At 44.5% G+C, this 20,359-nt stretch carries 27 protein-coding genes; 5 read left to right on the top strand and 22 right to left on the bottom strand.

Features of this window, described 5'->3' with window-relative positions; all coding sequences use genetic code 11:
* The first annotated feature begins 7 nt into the window (after positions 1-7).
* On the top strand, positions 8-1,195 hold the full coding sequence (locus GLV98_RS01710; protein WP_160911473.1) for an acyl-CoA dehydrogenase family protein: 1,188 nt from the start codon (positions 8-10) through the stop codon (positions 1,193-1,195).
* A gap of 97 nt (positions 1,196-1,292) precedes the next feature.
* Here GLV98_RS01710 and GLV98_RS01705 read toward each other — a convergent pair whose 3' ends face one another.
* Complete coding sequence (locus GLV98_RS01705) at positions 1,293-1,880, bottom strand: hypothetical protein (protein WP_160911471.1); 588 nt, start codon at positions 1,878-1,880, stop codon at positions 1,293-1,295.
* A gap of 289 nt (positions 1,881-2,169) precedes the next feature.
* On the opposite strand from GLV98_RS01705, the gene GLV98_RS01700 reads away from it, so the two are divergent.
* Entirely contained in the window at positions 2,170-2,373 is a 204-nt protein-coding gene (locus tag GLV98_RS01700) for a hypothetical protein (RefSeq protein WP_160911469.1), read from the top strand.
* Positions 2,374-2,393: 20 nt separating this feature from the next.
* On the opposite strand, the gene uvsE is transcribed toward GLV98_RS01700, so the two are convergent.
* The 9 genes from uvsE to GLV98_RS01655 form a co-directional block, all read right to left on the bottom strand.
* Complete coding sequence (uvsE, locus tag GLV98_RS01695; RefSeq protein ID WP_160911467.1) at positions 2,394-3,362, bottom strand: UV DNA damage repair endonuclease UvsE; 969 nt, start codon at positions 3,360-3,362, stop codon at positions 2,394-2,396.
* 69 nt (positions 3,363-3,431) lie between these two features.
* Entirely contained in the window at positions 3,432-3,596 is a 165-nt protein-coding gene (locus tag GLV98_RS01690; RefSeq protein ID WP_160911464.1) for a hypothetical protein, read from the bottom strand.
* 136 nt (positions 3,597-3,732) lie between these two features.
* Positions 3,733-4,371, bottom strand: coding sequence for a class D sortase (locus GLV98_RS01685; protein WP_237417015.1), 639 nt, complete (start codon positions 4,369-4,371; stop codon positions 3,733-3,735).
* 57 nt (positions 4,372-4,428) lie between these two features.
* Positions 4,429-5,337 (bottom strand): DUF6612 family protein, encoded by a 909-nt coding sequence (locus tag GLV98_RS01680; protein WP_160911462.1) that lies wholly within the window; start codon positions 5,335-5,337, stop codon positions 4,429-4,431.
* 322 nt (positions 5,338-5,659) lie between these two features.
* A complete protein-coding gene (locus GLV98_RS01675) occupies positions 5,660-6,340 on the bottom strand; it encodes a DUF421 domain-containing protein (RefSeq protein ID WP_160911460.1) in 681 nt (226 codons plus the stop codon).
* 133 nt (positions 6,341-6,473) lie between these two features.
* Positions 6,474-6,737, bottom strand: a complete 264-nt coding sequence (locus GLV98_RS01670; RefSeq protein WP_160911458.1) for a hypothetical protein — start codon at positions 6,735-6,737, stop codon at positions 6,474-6,476.
* Positions 6,738-6,748: 11 nt separating this feature from the next.
* Positions 6,749-7,057: an NUDIX domain-containing protein gene (locus GLV98_RS01665; RefSeq protein ID WP_202409876.1), complete on the bottom strand. Its 309-nt coding sequence runs from the start codon at positions 7,055-7,057 to the stop codon at positions 6,749-6,751.
* A gap of 276 nt (positions 7,058-7,333) precedes the next feature.
* Positions 7,334-7,618, bottom strand: coding sequence for a hypothetical protein (locus GLV98_RS01660; RefSeq protein WP_160911456.1), 285 nt, complete (start codon positions 7,616-7,618; stop codon positions 7,334-7,336).
* Positions 7,619-7,682: 64 nt separating this feature from the next.
* Positions 7,683-8,519, bottom strand: coding sequence for an alpha/beta fold hydrolase (locus GLV98_RS01655; protein WP_160911453.1), 837 nt, complete (start codon positions 8,517-8,519; stop codon positions 7,683-7,685).
* A 325-nt stretch (positions 8,520-8,844) separates the two neighbouring features.
* Here GLV98_RS01655 and GLV98_RS01650 point away from each other — a divergent pair, with 325 nt between their 5' ends.
* Positions 8,845-9,477, top strand: coding sequence for a FusB/FusC family EF-G-binding protein (locus tag GLV98_RS01650; protein WP_160911451.1), 633 nt, complete (start codon positions 8,845-8,847; stop codon positions 9,475-9,477).
* A 45-nt stretch (positions 9,478-9,522) separates the two neighbouring features.
* Here the strand turns inward: GLV98_RS01650 and GLV98_RS01645 are convergent, their stop codons facing one another.
* A complete protein-coding gene (locus tag GLV98_RS01645) occupies positions 9,523-10,956 on the bottom strand; it encodes an MDR family MFS transporter (protein WP_160911449.1) in 1,434 nt (477 codons plus the stop codon).
* A 40-nt stretch (positions 10,957-10,996) separates the two neighbouring features.
* Positions 10,997-11,539, bottom strand: coding sequence for a GNAT family N-acetyltransferase (locus GLV98_RS01640; RefSeq protein WP_160911447.1), 543 nt, complete (start codon positions 11,537-11,539; stop codon positions 10,997-10,999).
* A gap of 129 nt (positions 11,540-11,668) precedes the next feature.
* On the opposite strand from GLV98_RS01640, the gene guaC reads away from it, so the two are divergent.
* Positions 11,669-12,652 carry a GMP reductase gene (guaC, locus tag GLV98_RS01635; protein WP_160911445.1) on the top strand — a complete coding sequence of 328 codons (984 nt, stop codon included), beginning with the start codon at positions 11,669-11,671 and terminating at the stop codon, positions 12,650-12,652.
* 31 nt (positions 12,653-12,683) lie between these two features.
* Here guaC and GLV98_RS01630 read toward each other — a convergent pair whose 3' ends face one another.
* From GLV98_RS01630 to GLV98_RS01600, 7 genes are all read right to left on the bottom strand, one after another.
* The gene (locus GLV98_RS01630) at positions 12,684-13,154 is read right to left on the bottom strand and encodes an effector binding domain-containing protein (protein ID WP_160911443.1); all 471 of its coding nucleotides are present in this window, start codon (positions 13,152-13,154) and stop codon (positions 12,684-12,686) included.
* Positions 13,155-13,258: 104 nt separating this feature from the next.
* A complete protein-coding gene (locus GLV98_RS01625) occupies positions 13,259-14,680 on the bottom strand; it encodes a glycosyltransferase family 2 protein (protein ID WP_160911441.1) in 1,422 nt (473 codons plus the stop codon).
* Positions 14,677-15,726, bottom strand: coding sequence for a HEAT repeat domain-containing protein (locus GLV98_RS01620; RefSeq protein ID WP_160911439.1), 1,050 nt, complete (start codon positions 15,724-15,726; stop codon positions 14,677-14,679). Before GLV98_RS01620 ends, GLV98_RS01625 begins: the two co-directional genes overlap by 4 nt.
* 177 nt (positions 15,727-15,903) lie before the next feature.
* A complete protein-coding gene (locus GLV98_RS01615) occupies positions 15,904-16,767 on the bottom strand; it encodes a cupin domain-containing protein (RefSeq protein ID WP_160911436.1) in 864 nt (287 codons plus the stop codon).
* Positions 16,768-16,886: 119 nt separating this feature from the next.
* A complete protein-coding gene (locus GLV98_RS01610; RefSeq protein WP_160911434.1) occupies positions 16,887-17,345 on the bottom strand; it encodes an SRPBCC family protein in 459 nt (152 codons plus the stop codon).
* Positions 17,342-17,686, bottom strand: coding sequence for a MerR family transcriptional regulator (locus tag GLV98_RS01605; RefSeq protein WP_160911432.1), 345 nt, complete (start codon positions 17,684-17,686; stop codon positions 17,342-17,344). Before GLV98_RS01605 ends, GLV98_RS01610 begins: the two co-directional genes overlap by 4 nt.
* 48 nt (positions 17,687-17,734) lie before the next feature.
* Positions 17,735-18,178: a GyrI-like domain-containing protein gene (locus GLV98_RS01600; RefSeq protein ID WP_237417042.1), complete on the bottom strand. Its 444-nt coding sequence runs from the start codon at positions 18,176-18,178 to the stop codon at positions 17,735-17,737.
* Between the two features lie 63 nt (positions 18,179-18,241).
* Between GLV98_RS01600 and GLV98_RS01595 the strand changes: the two genes are divergently transcribed.
* Positions 18,242-18,604 carry a VOC family protein gene (locus tag GLV98_RS01595; protein WP_160911427.1) on the top strand — a complete coding sequence of 121 codons (363 nt, stop codon included), beginning with the start codon at positions 18,242-18,244 and terminating at the stop codon, positions 18,602-18,604.
* 246 nt (positions 18,605-18,850) lie between these two features.
* Here the strand turns inward: GLV98_RS01595 and GLV98_RS01590 are convergent, their stop codons facing one another.
* The 3 genes from GLV98_RS01590 to GLV98_RS01580 form a co-directional block, all read right to left on the bottom strand.
* Positions 18,851-19,294, bottom strand: coding sequence for a GNAT family N-acetyltransferase (locus GLV98_RS01590; protein ID WP_160911425.1), 444 nt, complete (start codon positions 19,292-19,294; stop codon positions 18,851-18,853).
* A gap of 13 nt (positions 19,295-19,307) precedes the next feature.
* Complete coding sequence (locus GLV98_RS01585) at positions 19,308-19,607, bottom strand: hypothetical protein (protein WP_160911423.1); 300 nt, start codon at positions 19,605-19,607, stop codon at positions 19,308-19,310.
* A 214-nt stretch (positions 19,608-19,821) separates the two neighbouring features.
* Entirely contained in the window at positions 19,822-20,247 is a 426-nt protein-coding gene (locus GLV98_RS01580; protein ID WP_160911421.1) for a DUF4871 domain-containing protein, read from the bottom strand.
* Positions 20,248-20,359 lie beyond the last annotated feature (112 nt).

The following is a 20,359-nucleotide window of genomic DNA, read 5'->3' as shown; positions in this document are numbered from 1 at the left end:
GAACGAAATGAATTTCGATTTCAGTGATGAGCAAGTGATGTTAAGAAAAGCGGTCCGAAGCTTCGTCGACCATGAAATCATGCCTAACATCGGAGAATGGGATGCAAAAGGCCACTTCGATCAGCAGACATTGAAAAAGCTTGCGGAGCTTGGGTTGATGGGGGTCTGTATCCCTGAATCTTATGGGGGGAGCGGGATGGATTACAATTCCCTTGCGATTGTTTGTGAAGAACTCGAACGTGGAGACACGGCCTTCCGTACAGCCGTCTCCGTCCACACCGGCCTGAACAGCATGACACTCCTCCAGTGGGCGACAGAATCACAGAAGCAAAAGTACTTAATCCCGCAGGCAAAAGGAGAAAAAATCGGAGCTTTCGGTTTGACGGAACCCGCGGCAGGTTCAGACGTCGCGGCACTGCAGACGACTGCGACGCTCGATGGAAACCATTATGTATTGAACGGGCAGAAAACATGGATATCCCTCTGTGACGTGGCGGATCATTTCTTAGTGTTCGCTTATACAGATAAAAGCAAGAAACATCACGGCATCTCCTGTTTTATTGTAGAAAGAACCTATGAAGGCTTCTCATCGAAAGCGACGAAAGGAAAGCTGGGCATCCGCGCAGGCAACACGGGCGAATTGTTTTTTGACGGGATGAAAGTACCGAAGGAAAACTTACTTGGAGCCGAAGGGGATGGCTTCAAGATTGCGATGTCCGCCCTGGATAGCGGACGGTTCACGGTGGCTGCAGGAGCGTGCGGGCAGATCATGGCTTGCCTCGAAGCGAGCGTAGAGTACTGTCATGAAAGAGAAACATTTGGCAAAGAGATCGGAAAGCACCAGCTTGTCCAACAGATGATTGCGAAAATGGAAGCCGGCTTGCACATGAGCCGCCTCCTCGTTTACCGGGCAGGTGCATTGAAGAACAAAGGAGTGAGGAACACGAGGGAAACCTCCCTCGCTAAATGGCAGGCGTGTGATTTTGCCAACCAGGCGGCGGATGATGCTGTGCAGATCCACGGGGCGTACGGTTATTCAAATGAATATCCGGTCGAGCGTTATTTGCGAAATTCCAAAGCTCCTGTGATCTACGAAGGAACGCGTGAGATTCACACGATTATGCAGGCGGAATATGTCCTCGGTTACAGGAAAGACAAACCGCTCAGTCATATGCTTCCGGCTTGGAAAGGATGAGCCGGAGAAACATCAAAAAACGTGCGTGAATCCATCACGCACGTTTTTTTTGCTTATTATTGTATCGTTCTTTATCGTGTATAAATTCATTTCCGGGCTATTGAAGATCTCTCTCATAGAGTATCCCTTTTTTATCGAGATCTGCCTCCATCTCGTTTGCTAATGGAACATCTTTTCCAATGACGAATTTCCATTCCTGTTCCTTAAGAAACGCTTCCCTTTCCCTCAGCCTTCTTAATTCTAGCAAGTCTTCCATTGATCTTTGAACAGGTTCCGCATGACTCTTCGCTAACTGATTCCGATAATGTCTTGTAAAATCATTCTCTGAACATTCATTGACTTTCATAAAATGTTCCTTTAGTCTCCGCATGACAAAATCGCTGAACTTTCTATCTTTCATTCGATGTCCAACATGGTGCAGATGCTTTAAATCGTGACAGGACCTGCACAAAGGCTGGATCTTTTTTAAAATCAAGAGAAACTTATCTTCGTCATATTCCCACACTTCATGCGCATGAAGCTTCTCTTCATCATGAAAACCACAGATTTGGCATTGAAAATCGTTTTCCTTAAGAACTTGTTTGCGCACGGAATTCCATAAAGAACGGGAAATGGAATCCCTTACTGTCTTATTCTGTGCATAAGAAGGTTTGCGGATTTCTATGGTCAATGTGAAATCAGACATACCCACCTTCCTCTCCTTGTTGAGCTTTCAGTCATACTTCCACGTGAATCAAACCATTCATTTCCATATCAATATAACACTCTGAATCTGGTTCACCAAGATGTTCTTTTCCTTCTACATAAACGTTTAAGCTCAGAGTTGTGGACTCTGAGCTTTTTTGGACCTGCACCATTCATCAGAATCATCTTCTGAATTTGGATATTTGGATGAGCAGCTATGCCGTTTTATATTTTCGTGGGAGCATTTTATGTATCCTTCTGCATAAACGTTTAAGAAGGAGGCGATGCGTATGGGAGATTTGATTCCTTTTCCTAAGAAAGAGCCTGCAGAAGTCATTGTACTTACGACTGAAGAAAGACAGGAATTTGCCCACCTGACTTATGAACTGATGAAAGAAGACAGGCTCATTCCTTTTCTGAGGATCAAACGTCGTCTAAAAAAATTGATCAAAAGAGGCCTTGAACGTGCGAAGCAGGACGATTTTCATAAATGAGAAATTCCTCCCGCTGACTCCTACCCTTTCCAAATGAACGAACTATCATCCTGCATATCTATGCTCGGGTGCTGCTTCAGTTCTTCTACAAGACGGAACAAGGCTTCGTCTTTTTGTTTCGCTTCAATCATGCAGTCGATTTGATCTGTTGAACCATTTGTTTTCTTCACAAATTCAAGGAACATCTCAAGATCAATAAAATCCGCATGACTTTTAAAATCTTTTTCGCTTTTGGGACTCGAGATATGCATTTTCACAGGAAGAGGAGAATGACTCCATGTATCCACAACTCGCGGCCATTGTTCCTCCCACTTCTCTCCTTCATGATTCGCATAATGATGGTGAAGATCGAAGACGAGAGGAATGTTCAATTTTTCACAGACGTACAGACCATCCGCTAACGTGTAGGACGTATCATCGTTTTCAATCATGACGGTCTTTTGAATACCCGAGGGGACCAGCGCCCAATTTTCGATGAACCGCTCCAGCGACTTTTCTTTGTCTTTATATCTGCCACCAAGATGGAATACACATCGATGTGTCGGATCAAGTCCCATATGATGGAGAAGTAGATAATGATACTTGAGTACGCCCATCGAGGTCTTGAAAATTCCTTGGTCCGGAGAATTGATGACAACAAAATGATCAGGGTGAAAATCCAGCCTCATCTTGTTCTCCATCGCATACGCTCCCAGTTCTCTCAAATCCTCTTTGATTGGATTCAAATAATCCCATCCTTGCAATTCCTCATGTGTAGCAAGAGGAACAAGCCTGGAACTCAACCTGAAAAAGTGGATGTCATGGGCTTTATTATGCTTCAATAATCGAAGGCAGTTATGAAGGTTTGATTTCGCAATCCGTTCCAGCTTCCGTCTGGCTGCTTCTACATCACGAATCTCGGAAAAACGCTTGTAGGTCATCGTTTGAGATGGGGATGCGTTCTGCAAATTCACACTCATCGCTACATAACCGAGCCGGTACAACGTCATCGTTTCCACCTACTCCCTGTTTTCCTTAGCTTGTGCGAAAAGGATTTTCCTTATGTAGAAAACCCAGCTTTAAAAGGATAAGGAGATACATAATCCCATGACGACTAAAGGCAGAAACACAAAGAGCATAATCCACAATTTCACATTGCGCTCATCAGAAAAGAAGCTTTTTCTAGTGAGATAAACGTAAACAATCAACCCCAGGATACCTGCGATCAGAAATAAAACAGACATTCACATCCCCTCTTTCTTCATCAGCATTACATAGGGCTTCCTATACTTTTACATTTCATAGGGAAGGCTCCTCAGATAAAGAGGCTGGATTTTAGTCCGGGAATGATTCAGTAAGGACAACTCGTTTGATTCCGTTCTATTCTATTTCCTGAACATCGACCAACCTTGACTGTACAATAAACCTTTCAGGAGCGCTCCCTATGAAATCGAAAGGATAACATGTGGTTAGTGTAAGCGTAGGATCCTCATGATCGACGATGACGGACCGGTCGTCTTCGTCCGTCACCCAAGTTTTTTCCACTTCATACTTGTACCGTTTCCCTTCATACTCATAAAAAAGCGGTGCTCCTTTCTCAATTTCCCCCAGCTGTGTGAAAACGGTCTCCCGGTGACCGCTCAAAACCGTATGACGCTTTTCATCAGGTGTGGTCGTCCATTTACTAATGAACATGCCTACCCCTTGATGAAGCGACTGTTCGTCTGTACCCCAATAAGTGGAATAGCCTTTGTTTAATAAAGGGATGACCAACCTTCCCACTTTCTCCCCATTGTCAAACTTATGTAGTTCATTTGAATATCTAGGTGGTTTTGGTTTGTCATGATTTTTCACCACCACTGGATGCGGTTGCTCTGCCTGATCATGGGACTGCCATTCGTTTATTTCCTCTTCTGTCACTTTTTCAACAGCCTGGGTGGAGTCCCACCATTGAAAGGTGAAGTAAGCGGTACACGAAAATCCGATAACGACAAGCAGTAACAGAACTTTATTCAGCATAATGGCCTCCTCGTCAAATGAAGGATGAAAGAGCCAGGCCTGAGCCCGGCTCTTATTTTATTGCACCGATCTCTTTCTAAAGAATAGAACACTTCCAGCAAACAGCACCAGTGTTGCGCCAAGTAATGAATACATTAGATTCGGGCTTGCTGTATCAGGAAGTTCGCCTCCGATGGCATCTTCAATCGGTTGCGCCTTATCCAGGACCTCTTGAGGGATTTGGATTTCTCCGACACCATTAAAGTTTTCCAGTGTGATCTCTGTCTCTTGTGTGACAGGCATCGGCGGTCCTTCTTCCGTTTCTATTTCCATTTCCAATTGAACGTGGCTGGACGTTAAATAGTGGTTTTCTTTGTCTATCGTCATTTTATAGGTCACGTCATTGATTGTGATTTTATCAAGGATTTCTTCACCCAGTTCCTTTAACCCTTGCTCGCCTTCACTCGAACCCATTCCCTGCTGAAGCATTTTCATCGACATTTCCAAAAGTTTCTCTCCATCTCCCTCATAATGAAGGACATAGGAACCGTCACTTTCTTCCACACTCATATCCTTGGCTAGCGGAAGGGCCTGCGCCATTTGACCTTCTGCAAGCATCGATTGCATCATATCCTGGCTGGAATCATCGGATAGCTGAACCCACCCTTGCCCTGGAAGTTCACTGTAGTATCCTTCTTCTGCAAAGTAAGACTCGGTCGTCTCACCTGCCAATTCTGTCTTCAAATAAAAGGCGAAGGGATCCATAGTCACATCGGCCATGGTTTTTGTTTCCATTCCTTCCCCTTCATTCATCATCGGCATTTTCGATTTGGATACTTGTTTCATAGAATAGCTGTCCAGATTCTTCATCGCTTCATTCGATTTCTTCAACACTTCCTCTGCCGACATGTCTGCAGCGAATACTTGAAGCGGAAACAGGAACAACACCAAAACACTCAAAAACAGCAAGTTACACTTTTTGAACATCGAAACACTCCCGAAGTTTATTCGGTAAAAAAAGAGGCTGGTCTATGTAGAGACAGAGGCTGAATAGGACATCCCACTATTTTCCACCTAGCCTTCTATATCCTTCTCATCACAATAACAAACACATTTTTCCAAATTCTTTCAAAAAATTTTGATTCCACGCTTTTTTACTGGAAAGTTTTCATAAAGAGAACAGACAACGCAAGAAAATGTTGTCTGCTCTCTCCTTATTATTTTCAACTTCAATAACTATTGTGGATATTCGACGTAAATTAGCCAGTATGAGGCTGATTTCACATACGTACAGTAACGATCACTTTTCCTATTCCATTTTTTCGACAAATAAAGTCCCGTCAGCATTGACTTGGGCAACAAGCACCTCTTTGTGATCGGACACTCCATGTGACTGCAACCGATCCTCCAACCAGGATTCACTGTATCCACTCGCATTCAACTGATCCAGAAGTACTTTCCCCTGCACCATCACAACATGAGAATACGTGACAGGTTTAGGTTCAAGCTTCATATCACGAGGGGTTAAGGGCTCAACATCCGATTTTCTTAAAACGCTTACAGATCCGTCCGTTTCCAAAATGGCTGTCTGAACCTCACTGAACTGGAATACCCCCGCTTTCCTTAATTCAGCAATGAGTTCATCAATGTTGAAACGCACTTTTTTCATGTTTTTAATAATTATTTTCCCATTGTCCATTAATAGAGTGGGTTGACTGTTCACAAGTTTTCTTATTGTCAAACTTTTGAGTGTGAGATAGTCGATGAGCAGAACAAGGGCAGCGAAGGTAAGTAATCCAAGAGCCCCTTTTAAGAGCGTAACATTATCAGCAAGGAAGGTCGTTGCTGTCATAGACCCAAGCGTAATACCAGCAATAAAGTCGAAAAGCGTCATTTGTGAAATCAGCTTCTTGCTTAGAATCCTTGCTAAAACATACAATAGAATAAAAACGGTGACGCCTGTTCCGACGAACTCCAACCACTCATCCATAAGCTCCCTCCTCCTCTTCTGTTATTATTTCTTTTTCAGTCACATTTATGTTGAAATGGTAAACTTCATTGAAACGCTTCCACTGATTCCAATAAAAAAACAGTAACCCTTAATGGTTACTGTCCTCAATGCCTTAGCCTTCTTTAGGCTCAGGCAAATATTTGGTGAACATTGCACCGGTGATAAAACAAATACCGAGGATGAACCATGTGAAAATGCCTCCAAATTCAAATAGATAAGAGAACACAGCCACTCCAGGCGCCACAACAAAAGCACCTGGCGTCACATAGCTTTTCCATCCATAATCTTCTTTCAGATTTTTCCTCTTCTTATAGATCGTATAAATATAACCAGCTACTAAAACAGCTGTTATGATCAACATTAATAATTCCAGCATCGAATCCCTCATCACTCATGTTTTTTCAAAAATGGTTGTAGATAATCAAGATATTCCTTCGTTAAGCCGGCGGGGAGTTGGTTCCTAGAAAAGAAAGTGACTTCACGAGATTCATCCCCATCCACCTTTACTTCTTCGCGCCGCGCTGTATCCTCTAAACTTTCCCCAAGCTCCATGAGACCACCAGGAAGGCCCCACCCACCGTCCTTGCGGTGTTGAAGCAGTATTTCCTGCTGATCGTTCTCGATGATCACGACAGCCCCGGGCAGAATCAACGGCTTAGTTCCAACGTCCTTTCTAAGCTCTTTCACATAATCCATCCAGCATTCCTCTCCTTCATACATAGTCCAAAACGACATCTGTATTCTATATGTAAGCCAGTATTTCTAGACTTCCAGCCCCGATATAACTTTTTTATCTCAAACGAATAATCGGTTATGTATGTACCTGCCTAAGGAAAATATAAGGTGTGCCATCATCATTATGATTCGAATCGTAGAAAACGATCAAAAATGTCTTAGAGAAAGACAAAGGATATATAGTTCATTTGATTTATACACGTTTGTTCATCCCCAAGATCCCCTCTCCCTTTTCCCTCAAGGAATCAATAAAGCGCCGAGCACGAACACACCCGCAATGTAAAAGCCGATGAGCGATCCCCAGGACAATGGCTTCCTCATGAACTCCACGACCTTCCGCAACCAGCGGAACAAGGCATACATGACGAGGAACAAGATGCTGTAGCCGATGAAGCTCCAGCCCTCCCCGATAAGGACGACCATTGTGTTATGCGATAGCGTGAATAGAAGCATGAACAAAAGAAACCACAGTTCTTTGAACTTCGCAAAGTCGCTTTTTCTCTGTTGTTTTACATGATGCATGAAGTTATCTCCTTCCTTGTTAAAACGCTACCATCATGAGTAACTTTACCACTTCCAGTTTATGCTAGTCAAAGTGGGCTTTGATCACTTGTTTAAACTTCTGACCCTCTTCCAGATGAGGGTAGTGATTGCTTTGATGGAACCTGTAAAGAACAGCACCTGGGATACCTTCGGCGATTTCCTCAGAATAATAAGGCGGGCATTGAACATCATAGGAACCGGATATGACCATCGTTTTTGCAGTGATGAGTGCCAGCTTCCTCGTCACATCAAAGGTGTGAAGCTCCCGTGCTAAGAAGTTCATCCGGACGGCTGACATCTTCTTCTCGATCGATTTGTTAAAATAGTGTTCATACTTTTGAGGATTCCATAAGGAAAGCTTTGTACGTTCGACCGTTAATTCTTTTCTTTCTTCCTTAGACAAGCCCTCATTCTTCAACGCCTCGATAAGTGATTGCATTCGGTTGAACTTCGAGTGCGATTCATTGTAGATACAATCCTCTGAAAAAGTCATATACTCTCGCGCCGCGGCATTCGCAATGATTAGAGTTTCCAGGCTTTCCGAAAAGTAGATCCCGTAAACGACGGCAAGCATTCCTCCCGTAGAATGACCCGCAAAATTCCACCTTTCATATTCTAACTCGTTCCGGATGGCTTCGAGGTCTAAGGCGCTCTCAAGCATCGTCAGTTCATGAGGGAACGATGCCTTGTCCGTCCTGCCACACTCTTTCAGATTGATTAAATAGACCGTGTGAGTCTCCACAAAGGATTCTGCAAAATAGTCGCCCGTTTCATTGAACTCCGAATACAAATGAGTGACGGCAAGCGGAGGTCCGCTTCCTTTCTCAAAAACTTCAAAGTCGCCCCGGCCGGTTTCAATCATGGTTCGCTTCCAAGTCATTTCCCTATCCCTCCCCGAGCTTACAAGTATCTCTACGATACCATAAATGAAAGCGTTTCATATGTTTGATGAAATGCTTTTTTAATACCTCTTTTTGGTACCGTCTTTCTGGTACCGGGTACGGAAAATCGCGATCGGGTACCAGGTACACCGTTCCGAATGATCGTAACCGGTACACCGGCGTAAGGAAGGTGTACCGGCAACCAAACTGGAGAGTCCGGGTGCCAGGTTTGCTGCTCAGTCTTGAACATGAAAGGCATAACGTTTGATAGAAAAGACGTGCTCTGAAATAATAAGAAGAAAATCAATGAACGGAGGTTGACTTATGGAAAGATTTATCCGCTCCGATCAGTATCATTTTATTAAAAATCAGGCTCACAACCTGTTAAATGGACATATGACAACAAACGATGCCTCGGTCACCCAGGCTCTCCAATCGATTACGAACGAAAAAGTGTTGGATTTGTTTACGGATCTTTCGTCAGAGCAGGAACAATTGATTGCCCAAGCGAGTGATGTCAAAGATGAAACCGATGCAATCCTTTATTTCTCTCGTCTGAAGCAGTATGTGGTCCCTTTTCCAAAGCTGTCTGAAGCAGATATCCAAAGGTTGTTCCCTAAAGTGAAGAAACTGAGAGTTCCTGCGATCCCGGACGAAGAATGGGCCGAGCTCTCCTACATTGGATGGAACGATCCAGCAGCAAACCGAAAGTACCTCATAACTACGGTGGACGGTCAACTGACAGGGTTGTATGGCCATTACAAGCCGCTGCAGCAAAAGAGCATTTGTTCTCTTTGCCACGAGCATGAAAAAGTGGGCATGTTCACGGCCACCTTCAAGGGTGAGGAAGAAACCATCAGCCGCGGCAATTATATCTGCCATGACAGTAAAAAATGCAATGAAAACATCCAGTCCCGTGAACATCTCGAATCCTTTATCAAACGCATGAAAGCATAAAAAGAAGCAGGACCTATCCAAGACGGATAAGTCCTGCTTCTTCTTTTATTGTTGTTCTGGAGCATAATCCGGAGCCACGGCTTTTCTAATGAACAAAGCAACGACAAATGTGAGGATCGCAAGGCCTAAAGCAAACCAATAGGCGTGATGGACCCCTGCGGTCATGGCCCGGTCCATGACTTCCCCTGTCACTTCTCCTGATACATCATTCAAATAGCTTCTTTCTCCCTGACTCATGATGCTTACGAAAATGGAAACACCAAGGGCGCCACCGATCGGCTGGAGCGTATTGGCAATGGCCGTCCCGTGTGGATATAAATGTTTCGGCAGTTCATTCAACGCATTGGTCTGTGAAGGCATAAGAACCGCAGAAACTGCAAGCATGAGTAACACATAAGCAAGAATAAAGGACCAAACCGGAATCGAAGGATTGATACTGCTGAAGAAAATCATAACACCCACAAGTACTAATGTACCCGGTATGATCAATTTCCTCGGACCGAATTTATCAAAGAGTGTCCCCATCACCGGCGACATCAGACCATTTAATAGAGCACCCGGGAGCAGCAGCAATCCAGCGGTCTTCGCCGAGAACCCTAATGGCCCCTGCAGATACATCGGCATGACGATTTCTGAAGCGAACATCGCCATGATGACGATGACGAAAATGGTAATTCCTCTGGCATAGCTTTTATACGTAAACACTCGAACGTCCAATAACGGTTCTTCTAACTTCAACTGTCTTAAGACAAATAGAATTAAACTGAGGAAAGCGACGCTTAAAATGATGATGATATGGACCGAAGAGAATCCCTCTCCACTTTCCCCGGCGCTGCTGAATCCATAGACAATGCCGCCAATCCCTATGGATGACAAAACGATCGAAAGAATATCCGCTTTCGGCCGCGTCACTTCTCCGACATTTTCCAAATACTTTACCGCAAATAGAATGGAGAATAAGGCAAACGGAATGACGGTGATGAACAACCACCTCCACCCCAGCAAGTCGACGATGACACCAGAAAGCGTCGGTCCAATAGCTGGAGCGAACATGATGACAAGACCGAACGTCCCCATGATCCGCCCACGCACTTCCGGTTCATAAAGCAACAGGAGCGCGTTCATGATGACAGGGATCAATAAACCGGTTCCCACCGCTTGAATCATCCGCCCTGTCAAAAGCATCGGGAAATTCATAGCCGATGCTGCAATAATCGTTCCTGCTAAGAACACCGTCATGACCCCGATGAACATTTGTCTCGTCGTGAACCATTGAATCAATAACGCGGAAACCGGCATCAACACACCCATCACCAGCATGAACCCGGTCGCCATCCATTGGACCGTAGGCGCATCCAACCCGAAAACCTCCATGAGTTCTGTAAGTGCAATATTAAGCAGCGTCTCATTCAGAACAGCAAAGAACGCGCCGATCATAAATGTAACGAGTATGATTTTTCTATTGTATTGCTTTTCCATCTCTATCCCTCTACTTCTCTATATTTAAAATCCGAACATTTTACATCTTCCACTCTTCCACTAAAATTCCATAAATCGTGTGATCGACATAATGGTCATACAACCATTCTGCGCACCTGATTCTTCCTTCCTCCTTGAACCCAAGACGCTTAGGGATAGCCGAGCTCTTTTCATTTCCTTCGGCAACACGGATCTCCACTCGGTTCATGTTCATTTCCAATAAGGCATAATCGGTCAAAGCTTTCGCCACCCGTGTCATAATTCCTTTCCCCTGGAATTCCTGCCCGAGCCAGTAACCGATTTTCACGATTTTATTGGTGTGGTCGATTTCATTGAATCCTGCGGTACCAGCAATGGCACCATTATAGATTACCATAGTTGTCATGCTTTTGTTTTCTGAAAATCCCTGCCTTCCAGATTGAATGAATGATTTCGTATCTTCTACTGTTTTCGTAGAATCCAGCCATGGAAGCCACTTTCGCAAATACGTACGTGATCCGTCTGTCAATTGAAATAACGCCTCCGCATCCTCTGGACCGGCAAGTTTCAGTGTAAGTTCATCATCGACCTTATGTACAAACATACTTTCTCCCCCTTTTTTCATCATTTTACCATGAACCTTTGACAACAGAACAAGAATAAGGTAAATTACAAATATACGAACGATTAAATTAATTAACCTTTAAAATATTCGGTTTTAGGAGTGAAATCCATGGAAAACGTATTTGACTATGAAGATATTCAACTGATTCCCGCAAAATGTGTCGTAAACAGCCGTTCGGCCTGCGATCCATCCGTAAAGCTTGGCAACCATACATTCAAACTGCCTGTCGTCCCTGCCAACATGCAGACCATCATTGATGAAACGATCGCCACTCAATTAGCAAAAGAAGGTTATTTCTATGTCATGCATCGCTTTGAACCGGAAACTCGATTGTCTTTCGTAGAGAAGATGCATGCACAAGGATTGATCGCTTCTATCAGTGTCGGTGTGAAGTCGGAGGAATACGAGTTTGTTCAAATGTTAGCAACGAAAGAACTGGTCCCTGAATACATCACGATCGATATCGCTCACGGACATTCCACAGCGGTCATTGATATGATTCAACACATCAAACAGCACCTGCCGGAAACGTTTGTCATCGCAGGAAATGTCGGTACACCTGAAGCCGTTCGTGAACTTGAACATGCAGGAGCTGATGCAACCAAAGTCGGAATCGGACCAGGAAAAGTGTGCATCACAAAAATTAAAACCGGCTTCGGTACAGGTGGCTGGCAGCTTGCAGCCCTACGCTGGTGTGCGAAGGCAGCAAGCAAACCCGTCATTGCTGATGGAGGCATCCGCACACATGGAGACATCGCCAAATCCATCCGCTTTGGAGCGACAATGGTCATGATCGGCTCTCTGTTCGCCGGTCACGAAGAGTCGCCTGGCGATACGGTTGAAAGAGACGGTAAGCTTTATAAGGAATACTTCGGCTCCGCTTCTGAATACCAAAAAGGGGAAAAGAAAAACGTCGAAGGCAAGAAAATGTATGTGGAGCACAAAGGTGCGCTTCAAGATACGCTGACGGAAATGGAGCAGGATCTACAATCCGCGATCAGTTACGCAGGCGGATCCGATCTTGATAGTATCCGGCATGTCGATTATGTCATCGTCAAAAATTCTATCTTCAATGGAGATAAAGTCTATTAAAAAAGAGCCCCGAGCGGGCTCTTTTTCTATTCTATGCTTGAATTGGAATGTAAATATCAAAATGAGGCTCATCAAAATCCCTGTCGACCGGATACTTTTCAAATTTCAATGGCAGCCCATCGTAATATTTCGTTCCAGGTTCAAGGTAGGGCTTCGCATTTCCATCACGGAACCATTGGTAAATCGATGCATAGGTTTCCCCGATATCTCTGCCTTTTGGATGATGAACGTTCATATATGTATGACGCGGTACGTTCATTTCTTCATACGCGGCATCACTCTTCGCATCTTCCACCTCGAAACCGCTGAAATGGACAAAGCCATTTTTAATCGTATGAACAGATAATCCCCATTGGTAATCCTGGTCCACTGGTTTTATCTCTTCTTTTTCACTCCCAACCTTTTTGATCAATTCTTTTAAAGCAGGGACTTGTTCATAACTTCCTTCCCATTGACGTCCTCTAACTTTGAATGAGGGTAATGCAACAATATTGACTTCCACAATGTGACCTCCTTTCTTCTATAGATTCTCTATGCCTGAGGTTATTTCCTCCAGAAACGTGCGCCGCTCATCTAGAATGGAAGAATCCAAGGGAAGACAGGCTCCTAAAAGTCTTGAGATAAACCTTTTCTGTTCATATTTCCCCACGAGCTTTTTCTTTTTGACAGAAACAGGAACAACCCTTCACATCGCCACCAAACGAGTAGCGGACGATACCAGAAACTTTCTGAGAGAGCCCATAGATACAATAGAATCACGCTTTTGGGATCAGGGTTTTTATGGTAAGTCCACTCTTCCAGCAAGACAGCGAGAGAGGAGATCATCGAACCATAACAGACGGTTAACAAACCGACGACAATGGTGATTTCTGTCGATACAAAAGAAAAGAAAACTCCAGAAATGATGATGACGTATCCTAAAATCTCAAAGATTGCACTCAGCAATTCAACGAATAGATAATAAGGGAGCGAAAACATTCCGATCCCCTTGTAACGGGGATGGAGCATCATTTTTTTGTGTTTCCACAGGGTTTCGGCAAGTCCTTTCTGCCACCTCTTCCTCTGAGCTCTCAAAGATGAGAACGTAGAAGGAGCTTCTGTCCAGCAAACCGGATCTTGGATATACTCGATTCTCTGCCTCGACTTTTCATCTTTCAGCGACCGGTGGATCCGGACAATGAGTTCCATATCCTCACCGACGGTATTCGAATCATACCCTCCTGCTTTAATCACACGTTCCTTTTCAAAGACACCGAAGGCTCCTGAAATGATTAACAGGATGTTCAATTTTGAAAGGCCTAATCTCCCAATGAGAAAGGCTCGGAAATATTCAACGATCTGCATGAGGAGCATCGGCTGTTTGGGCAAACCGATCCGCTCGACCACCCCTTTGGTTATTTTAGAACCATTCGCAATTCTCACCGTCCCCCCTGTAGCCGTAACCGTTCCATTGGAATCGATGATCGGTTTCATCGTCTTCAAGAGTGCATCACGGTCCAGAATCGAATCGCCATCAATGGCTGCGAAATAAGGATATTTGGAAAAATTGATTCCTGCATTGAGGGCATCCGCTTTTCCACCATTCTCCTTTCTTAGAAGGTAGAGGTTCGGATGGGTCGTCGACTGATATCCTTCCAAGATGTCCTGAGTTTTGAAGTGACGCCTGACGGCTAGTTCCATTCGTTCCATGGCGAACGTATCGATCATCTTCTCTGCCGTCTTATCCTTCGATCCATCATCAATGACGATCACCTCGGACTGCGGGTAGTTCAATGCCAACATAGATCGGGCTGTACTGACGACACCGACCTCTTCATTATAGGCAGGGACGAGGATGGAGACCGGAAATGTATCCGTATTGATAGCCGTATCCTCAATGAGTTCTTCTCTATGAAGCCCTCGTTCTTTCCGAATATGAGGGCTGGCAATCAAAAATAACCAAAGGTAGACGATTGCTACAACGACCATATAAATGATGACGAGATAGCCTATGATTTCTAACATGCGATAAAATAGATCCACACTCATATCGATTCTCCCACCTTTACTGTCAAATGCTGCCTTGCCATGGAACGTGCAAATCGATCCTCATGATGGTGGTACGTATAATCCAATAATCGCTCACCATCCGGGAATTTCTTCATCGCTTCGCAAGCCGCATATCTCACCCACCAGTGAGAATCCCCAGCAAGGATGAGTAACGCACCCTGGGCAGATTCCAACTTCAGACTACCTGCAATCTTAGCCGCATACATCCGCTCTTCCCAAACCTCTGATATGTAGAACGGATCCAACTGTTCGGTATGGGTACAAGCTTTCAATTCCATAAGGCTTCGTAGGGCTTTGAGGCGAATCTCTTTTGACGGAAATTGAAGCATCCGCTCAACGAATGGAAGGTGATCCAAGGATCCTTTTTCACCACAAAAAGAAACAACGGCCAGATGCACCTGTCTGGGTACTCTTCCTGGTTCATCCTCTATGACCTTCATCATTTGTTGAGTGAGGTCCTCCTTGAAACGACGGAGGACTTGTTTTACAAGTCTTTGTGAAATCGTTTCTGTATTCAGGATTGAACGAATGACTCGCTCGTCTTGGAAGGTAGCCAGCACCCTCACCGCCTGCCGGTATTCTTCGTCCAGCACAGAGAGACGGTTGAAATATTGCCAAACATCAAGTTTCAAATCCACCATATCGAAGTCTTCGATATAATAAAGGGTGTTCACCCGCTGGGCCCAGCTTCCATTTTTCAGAAATAGGCGATAAGCATGAGCGAGATATTTCTGCGCTGTCTCTCGCACTCTCGTATACTCGATATCCACCTGCTTTTGATCCACAAAACGATTCAATACGCGTTCGACGATCAGTACACGATAACGAATGTCACTTGGGAGGTCAGGAAATTCTTCTGTTTTCCTCTCCAGATAGGTGAAGAACGGCTCTTCGTATGTTTCCATGTATGTGGAAAGGAGTCGCTCTTCCTTCAAACTTTGAATCTTTGAAATCACCAGGGCACTTAGAAGACATAGTTGAACAATGAATAAAATAGTCACCGTAAATAAGACGAAAGAAACCAACAGACATCCCTCCACATAACCCCATGGGCGATTATAATGAACACTTAGTCACTAACTCTCCGTTTTTTGGAAAATACTCGGTACCAATAGTATGACAGGGGTACTCACTTTTTTCTATCTTTAATCTTTAATCGTCAATCAAAAAAGAAGGACCTCCGTTAAAGAAGGTCCTTCTTTTCACTCTTCAGCGGCCATGGCATCTGCTTTCGTTTTATGAACCGTGCCGAATGGATGCTCTGGTGGAGCATAGATGGAATACAGTTTCAACGGCTGCTGGCCTGTATTGGTCAGGTTATGCCACTTGCCTGCAGGTACCATGATAGCGAAATCATCAGACACTTGCTGCTGGAAGTTCAGCTGATCCTTGGTATCCCCCATTTGGACGAGTCCTTGCCCTTCCTCAATCCTCAAAAACTGATCCACGTCAGGATGGAGTTCTAAACCAATATCATCCCCCACCGCAATACTCATCAACGTCACCTGTAGATGGTCCCCCGTCCATAAGGCCGTACGGAAGGTACGGTTTTGTGTGGTCGCTTCTTCGATATCGAGGACGAATGGCTGCCCGCCGTAATCTTTGATCACAACACGCCCTTCCCCTCGAGAAAAAGCGACGATTCGATTCGTCGTCACGGCTTTATCATGGCAGGCTCTGTAGAATACATCCCCCAGCTGATTGCCTTGGTTTTCTAAATAGGCTTTTTGATACTTCTCAAATTCTTCAACCCCATGATCATACCCGACTCTCAACCCTTCTTCAAACGTGTTGAAGTTCGCTTCTTCTCTTTCGTATTCCGGTTGCTCACCAGTGAATGATGTATATAAATTCTTAAAATGGTTCAAGTGCCTCTTCTCATTCTCCAGTGCCTGACGGATTTCATTCTTATAGGACTCATCAGGAGCAACGTCGGCCAATTGACGGAAGATTTGAATGGCAGAATCCTTCTTTTTGATTCCTTCTAAAATGTCTTCGGTGTTTTGCTCAGCACTTCTAAACGACCCAGCCTGCGGATATCCATACCCATACGGAATGTGACTCATACACCTCATCCCCCTCTCCAAACTATAAACATTTCTATGCAGGGAAAGGGAAAATCATACATGTACACCATTCCATATCATGGAGAAAGCAAAACAAAAACCCGTCCGCAGACGGGTTCTTATACGTTCGTATGAGTCGCTTCTTTTTCAACACGATCGAGGAATTCTTCGACGACACGTTCATTCCCTTTTTTGTTCGCCAGTTTCATCATCGCCTTACCGACGAAGTTCACCCCTTTATTTTGTCCGGAATACGTAAGTCTTGTGTGTTCCTCATCCACTTTCTCTAAAAGAAAGGAGGCCGTCACTTCGAACGCCTTTCCGATGACGAAAGCGATTTTTTTATACTTGCGCTCAGGAGACTCTTCATAAGCCAGCGTCTCAACCGTATACGTTTCCAGACGCTTTCCTTCCCGGTACGTTTGGCGGTGTTTCGCCCCTACTTCCGTTTCCGTTTTTTCAATCAATTCATGCTCTTCCACTTTCGGCATAATTCGTTTGATGTTGTAGTCTCTGAAAAGCTCCCATACTTCATCGATGGGTGCGGCAATCACTCGGTCGTTTTCCCATTGGATCATTTGTCTTCCTCCCTGCCTGATTCTAAAAATGCATCAATTTCAGCAAGTCTTTCTTGGAGACCCTGAATCTCTTCATGGATCTTTTTTCTTTTTTCAAGTAGCAGTTCTTCCATGTGTAAAAAGGATTCATCCTCCATCACTTTTACCATTTCCTGAATAGTGAACCCAAGCGCTCGGAGTTTCCCGAGCATGAGCGCCAAAAAGTAACTGCCATCATCATAATACTTGTACCGGTTATCCGGATGGATGTACGCAGGCTCAAGTAAGCCGACCTCTGCATAGTACCGGAGCGTTTCTTTACTGAGCCCGGTCAGTTCTGAGAATTCGCTGATTTTATACACGGTGTGTCCTCCCACTTCCTATAGTAAACCGTGGGGTGCACCACAGAGTCAAGTCCGTACCGTTTCCCAAAGTTCCATATGGAGTTGGTCCTTGTCCTGCCATGAATGGTAGACTTCCACATGCCAGGCCTCCAAATCCCTGGAATAACCCTCTCGATCCATCCACTCGTGCAGCGAGGCATAGGCTTCTCGAATTCTTTCGTTTGATTCTTTATATGTTGTGATGGCATACGTTTGTTTTTCGATATTCAAATGGTCCAGATCTTCTGGGACGGTTGTGTTAGGAGCGAAAGGCACGCCAATCCAATATCCATCATTTTCTTCCTTGCACTCTCCCGGGATAAAGGCTCCCACTTGCACGTCCGCTTCAGGAAAACGCTTGTGAAGTTTTTCAGAGGTCTTCGGAATTTCTACGATGTAATCTTCTCCATCACACACAACTCTGTAACCTATGAGAGTCAATGCTTCTTTTTCTTCCACCTTGTTATTCATTTTCAAAAAAATGACATCCTTTCATGTTATGGTAGAGTTATCAATTTTATAGGAGGGAACGCTTTGAAAAGTCCAATCGTCAACCGTCTCAATACGACATTCATCCCTGTCACTGACATCAAACGCTCCGTTCGATGGTACAGGGCATTGATCGGGGAGCCTTATAGCGAGGAAAAGATCCATCCCCCTGTTTATCAACTGCCGATGGCAACTCATACAGGCGTCATTCTTGATGCAGGGTCAGAAAAAGTAGAACCATCGCCTCATCCTCTTTTCAATTTTCATACGGATGATATCGATGCATCTTATCGCTTCGTCGAGCAGCTCGGATACACGATCAAGAGTGAAATTCAAAGATTTGAAGATATCTCTTTTTTCAATATCCAGGACCCCGACGGAAATATCGTTATGATTTGCACAGGATAAGACGCTAAGGAAAAACTATGACGGTGCTTCCATGTTTTACGGCCCTTCTTATGTAATCTCGACAGGTGTACAGAGCAACAACAGCCAGGAGAAGTTGAGCACCAGCGGCACCTGCCTATCCCATAGGTGTTCGATGCCGTACAACCATAGATAATGAATGCCGCACCAAAAGGAAACCTTCCACTCTATTGTCTCTCGCTCTCCGCCACCGACATCTGCAATCGAACCGTTCCCCTTTCACTTGTCTCATTCTTCGGTGAAAGATTTTTTGTACACATAGCTGACACGGTCGTAATCCACTTTTCCTTCATAAAATCGGTGGGCCATCAGTCTGCTGATTCCAGAAGAAAGAGCGATACTTTCCATTCCATGTTCTTGTGCCCAGTCTTCAACGAAAGTCAGCAACTCTTCGCCATATCCTTGAGAACGATGAGTGGATGATGTTACTAAATCACAAACCCAGACGAAACGACCATAATACAAGGTCGTCATCTCTTTGAAGCCCGTAACGGCAACCATCTCTTCACCCGCATAAAGAGCAAAAAGATGATAGCGATCCACGTCCATCGCCTCTTGCACCAATTCTACATACTGCTCTTCACTTAAGTGAGACCTCAATTCCCTCATTACAGGATAGGCAGATTTAATTTCCTCTGCAGTTTTCAACTCGATCACTTCCCTACCTGTCATACCTTTTCACTCCTCAATGATTAATCCCAGCAATAATCCATGGACATGCCAGAAGCAGCACCGATCCGAACACGATGATTCTAGTTACCCTTTGGGAAAGTTTCTTTTTCCCTTTCCCGTTGTACCAGCCAGAAAACTGCCAGCGGTTTCTGTAAATCACGAATAGTACTCCATATACACCAAGGGCGCCAAGCCATTGATACTCTCCGGATAATGGATGGGCGTTATAAAAAGGACCGATAACGACCCAGACCAGCGCACCTCCGAAAATGAACAGGAAAACGATCCGTAACAATTCTAATAAAACTCTCATACAAAAAACCTTTCTATCTAAATTAAAGACTCATACCGATGTAGATGACCATGGCCGCAACGAAGAAGCTCGACAGGAATAAACCTTTTTGAATGCGTGTCCAATTTTTCATCCATCCCCACCGTTTACGATCATGATCGAATCATAGGTAGTCTAGAAGAATGGCGATCGCTAAAATAATGATTATGCCTGCCGTTTCCACAGGATCCCTCCTTTATTCCTTTACATTTACAAGGATGGTCCCAAACGCCTCACCATCAACACTCGTATCCAATTTCCACTCGCCGCTCTCTGGCAAAGACATATTTGATGGAAGAGACGCATCGGCTCCATTCACCGGCCCCGCAATTTCTGAAGCTTCCAGAACGGTGACTGTTTCTCCCGTTTCCGTATGTGTGCCTGTGACTTTGAACGCGCCCTCCAGTTCTTCTTCACTTCCCCAAAAATGCCACATATACTTTTGCGTTTCACCTTCGATCCATGGGGCATCAATGAATGCGACTTTGTCAGGAATTCCTCTCATCGTGTAGGAGCCGGCTTCGAACTTTTCGGTTTTTGTGGTGACGACGGGCTCTTCATTTCCGGTCTGCTGACAGCCTACACACATCATGAATAAAGCCATCCATATGATTTTTTTCATAACATCCTCCTTTGCGACTTTCCATAAGAAAAGAAGCTCTAGTCAAGGGCTTTCTTTCTTTAACTCCATTTCAATAACTCATCTGAAGCATCTCATCCCCAGATGAAGGATC

This window comes from Halobacillus litoralis (assembly GCF_009856415.1).
Taxonomy (GTDB): domain Bacteria; phylum Bacillota; class Bacilli; order Bacillales; family Halobacillaceae; genus Halobacillus; species Halobacillus litoralis_C.
Note: the sequence above shows the minus strand (reverse complement) of the source record. Positions and strands in the feature narration are given on the sequence as shown.

Excerpts from the sequence above, each read along its gene's own strand:
- GLV98_RS01615 (WP_160911436.1), bottom strand. The coding sequence starts at position 16,767 with ATGAGTCACATTCCGTATGGGTATGGATATCCGCAGGCTGGGTCGTTT.
- GLV98_RS01610 (WP_160911434.1), bottom strand. The coding sequence starts at position 17,345 with ATGATCCAATGGGAAAACGACCGAGTGATTGCCGCACCCATCGATGAA.
- GLV98_RS01670 (WP_160911458.1), bottom strand. The coding sequence starts at position 6,737 with ATGCTGGAATTATTAATGTTGATCATAACAGCTGTTTTAGTAGCTGGT.
- guaC (WP_160911445.1), top strand. The coding sequence starts at position 11,669 with ATGGAAAACGTATTTGACTATGAAGATATTCAACTGATTCCCGCAAAA.
- GLV98_RS01640 (WP_160911447.1), bottom strand. The coding sequence starts at position 11,539 with ATGTTTGTACATAAGGTCGATGATGAACTTACACTGAAACTTGCCGGT.
- GLV98_RS01690 (WP_160911464.1), bottom strand. The coding sequence starts at position 3,596 with ATGTCTGTTTTATTTCTGATCGCAGGTATCCTGGGGTTGATTGTTTAC.
- GLV98_RS01700 (WP_160911469.1), top strand. The coding sequence starts at position 2,170 with ATGGGAGATTTGATTCCTTTTCCTAAGAAAGAGCCTGCAGAAGTCATT.
- GLV98_RS01685 (WP_237417015.1), bottom strand. The coding sequence starts at position 4,371 with ATGCTGAATAAAGTTCTGTTACTGCTTGTCGTTATCGGATTTTCGTGT.
- GLV98_RS01675 (WP_160911460.1), bottom strand. The coding sequence starts at position 6,340 with ATGGATGAGTGGTTGGAGTTCGTCGGAACAGGCGTCACCGTTTTTATT.
- GLV98_RS01710 (WP_160911473.1), top strand. The coding sequence starts at position 8 with ATGAATTTCGATTTCAGTGATGAGCAAGTGATGTTAAGAAAAGCGGTC.
- GLV98_RS01645 (WP_160911449.1), bottom strand. The coding sequence starts at position 10,956 with ATGGAAAAGCAATACAATAGAAAAATCATACTCGTTACATTTATGATC.
- GLV98_RS01590 (WP_160911425.1), bottom strand. The coding sequence starts at position 19,294 with ATGACAGGTAGGGAAGTGATCGAGTTGAAAACTGCAGAGGAAATTAAA.
- GLV98_RS01625 (WP_160911441.1), bottom strand. The coding sequence starts at position 14,680 with ATGAGTGTGGATCTATTTTATCGCATGTTAGAAATCATAGGCTATCTC.
- GLV98_RS01665 (WP_202409876.1), bottom strand. The coding sequence starts at position 7,057 with ATGGATTATGTGAAAGAGCTTAGAAAGGACGTTGGAACTAAGCCGTTG.
- GLV98_RS01585 (WP_160911423.1), bottom strand. The coding sequence starts at position 19,607 with ATGAGAGTTTTATTAGAATTGTTACGGATCGTTTTCCTGTTCATTTTC.
- GLV98_RS01655 (WP_160911453.1), bottom strand. The coding sequence starts at position 8,519 with ATGACTTGGAAGCGAACCATGATTGAAACCGGCCGGGGCGACTTTGAA.
- GLV98_RS01660 (WP_160911456.1), bottom strand. The coding sequence starts at position 7,618 with ATGCATCATGTAAAACAACAGAGAAAAAGCGACTTTGCGAAGTTCAAA.
- GLV98_RS01650 (WP_160911451.1), top strand. The coding sequence starts at position 8,845 with ATGGAAAGATTTATCCGCTCCGATCAGTATCATTTTATTAAAAATCAG.
- GLV98_RS01600 (WP_237417042.1), bottom strand. The coding sequence starts at position 18,178 with ATGAATAACAAGGTGGAAGAAAAAGAAGCATTGACTCTCATAGGTTAC.
- GLV98_RS01705 (WP_160911471.1), bottom strand. The coding sequence starts at position 1,880 with ATGTCTGATTTCACATTGACCATAGAAATCCGCAAACCTTCTTATGCA.
- GLV98_RS01580 (WP_160911421.1), bottom strand. The coding sequence starts at position 20,247 with ATGAAAAAAATCATATGGATGGCTTTATTCATGATGTGTGTAGGCTGT.
- GLV98_RS01680 (WP_160911462.1), bottom strand. The coding sequence starts at position 5,337 with ATGTTCAAAAAGTGTAACTTGCTGTTTTTGAGTGTTTTGGTGTTGTTC.
- uvsE (WP_160911467.1), bottom strand. The coding sequence starts at position 3,362 with ATGACGTTGTACCGGCTCGGTTATGTAGCGATGAGTGTGAATTTGCAG.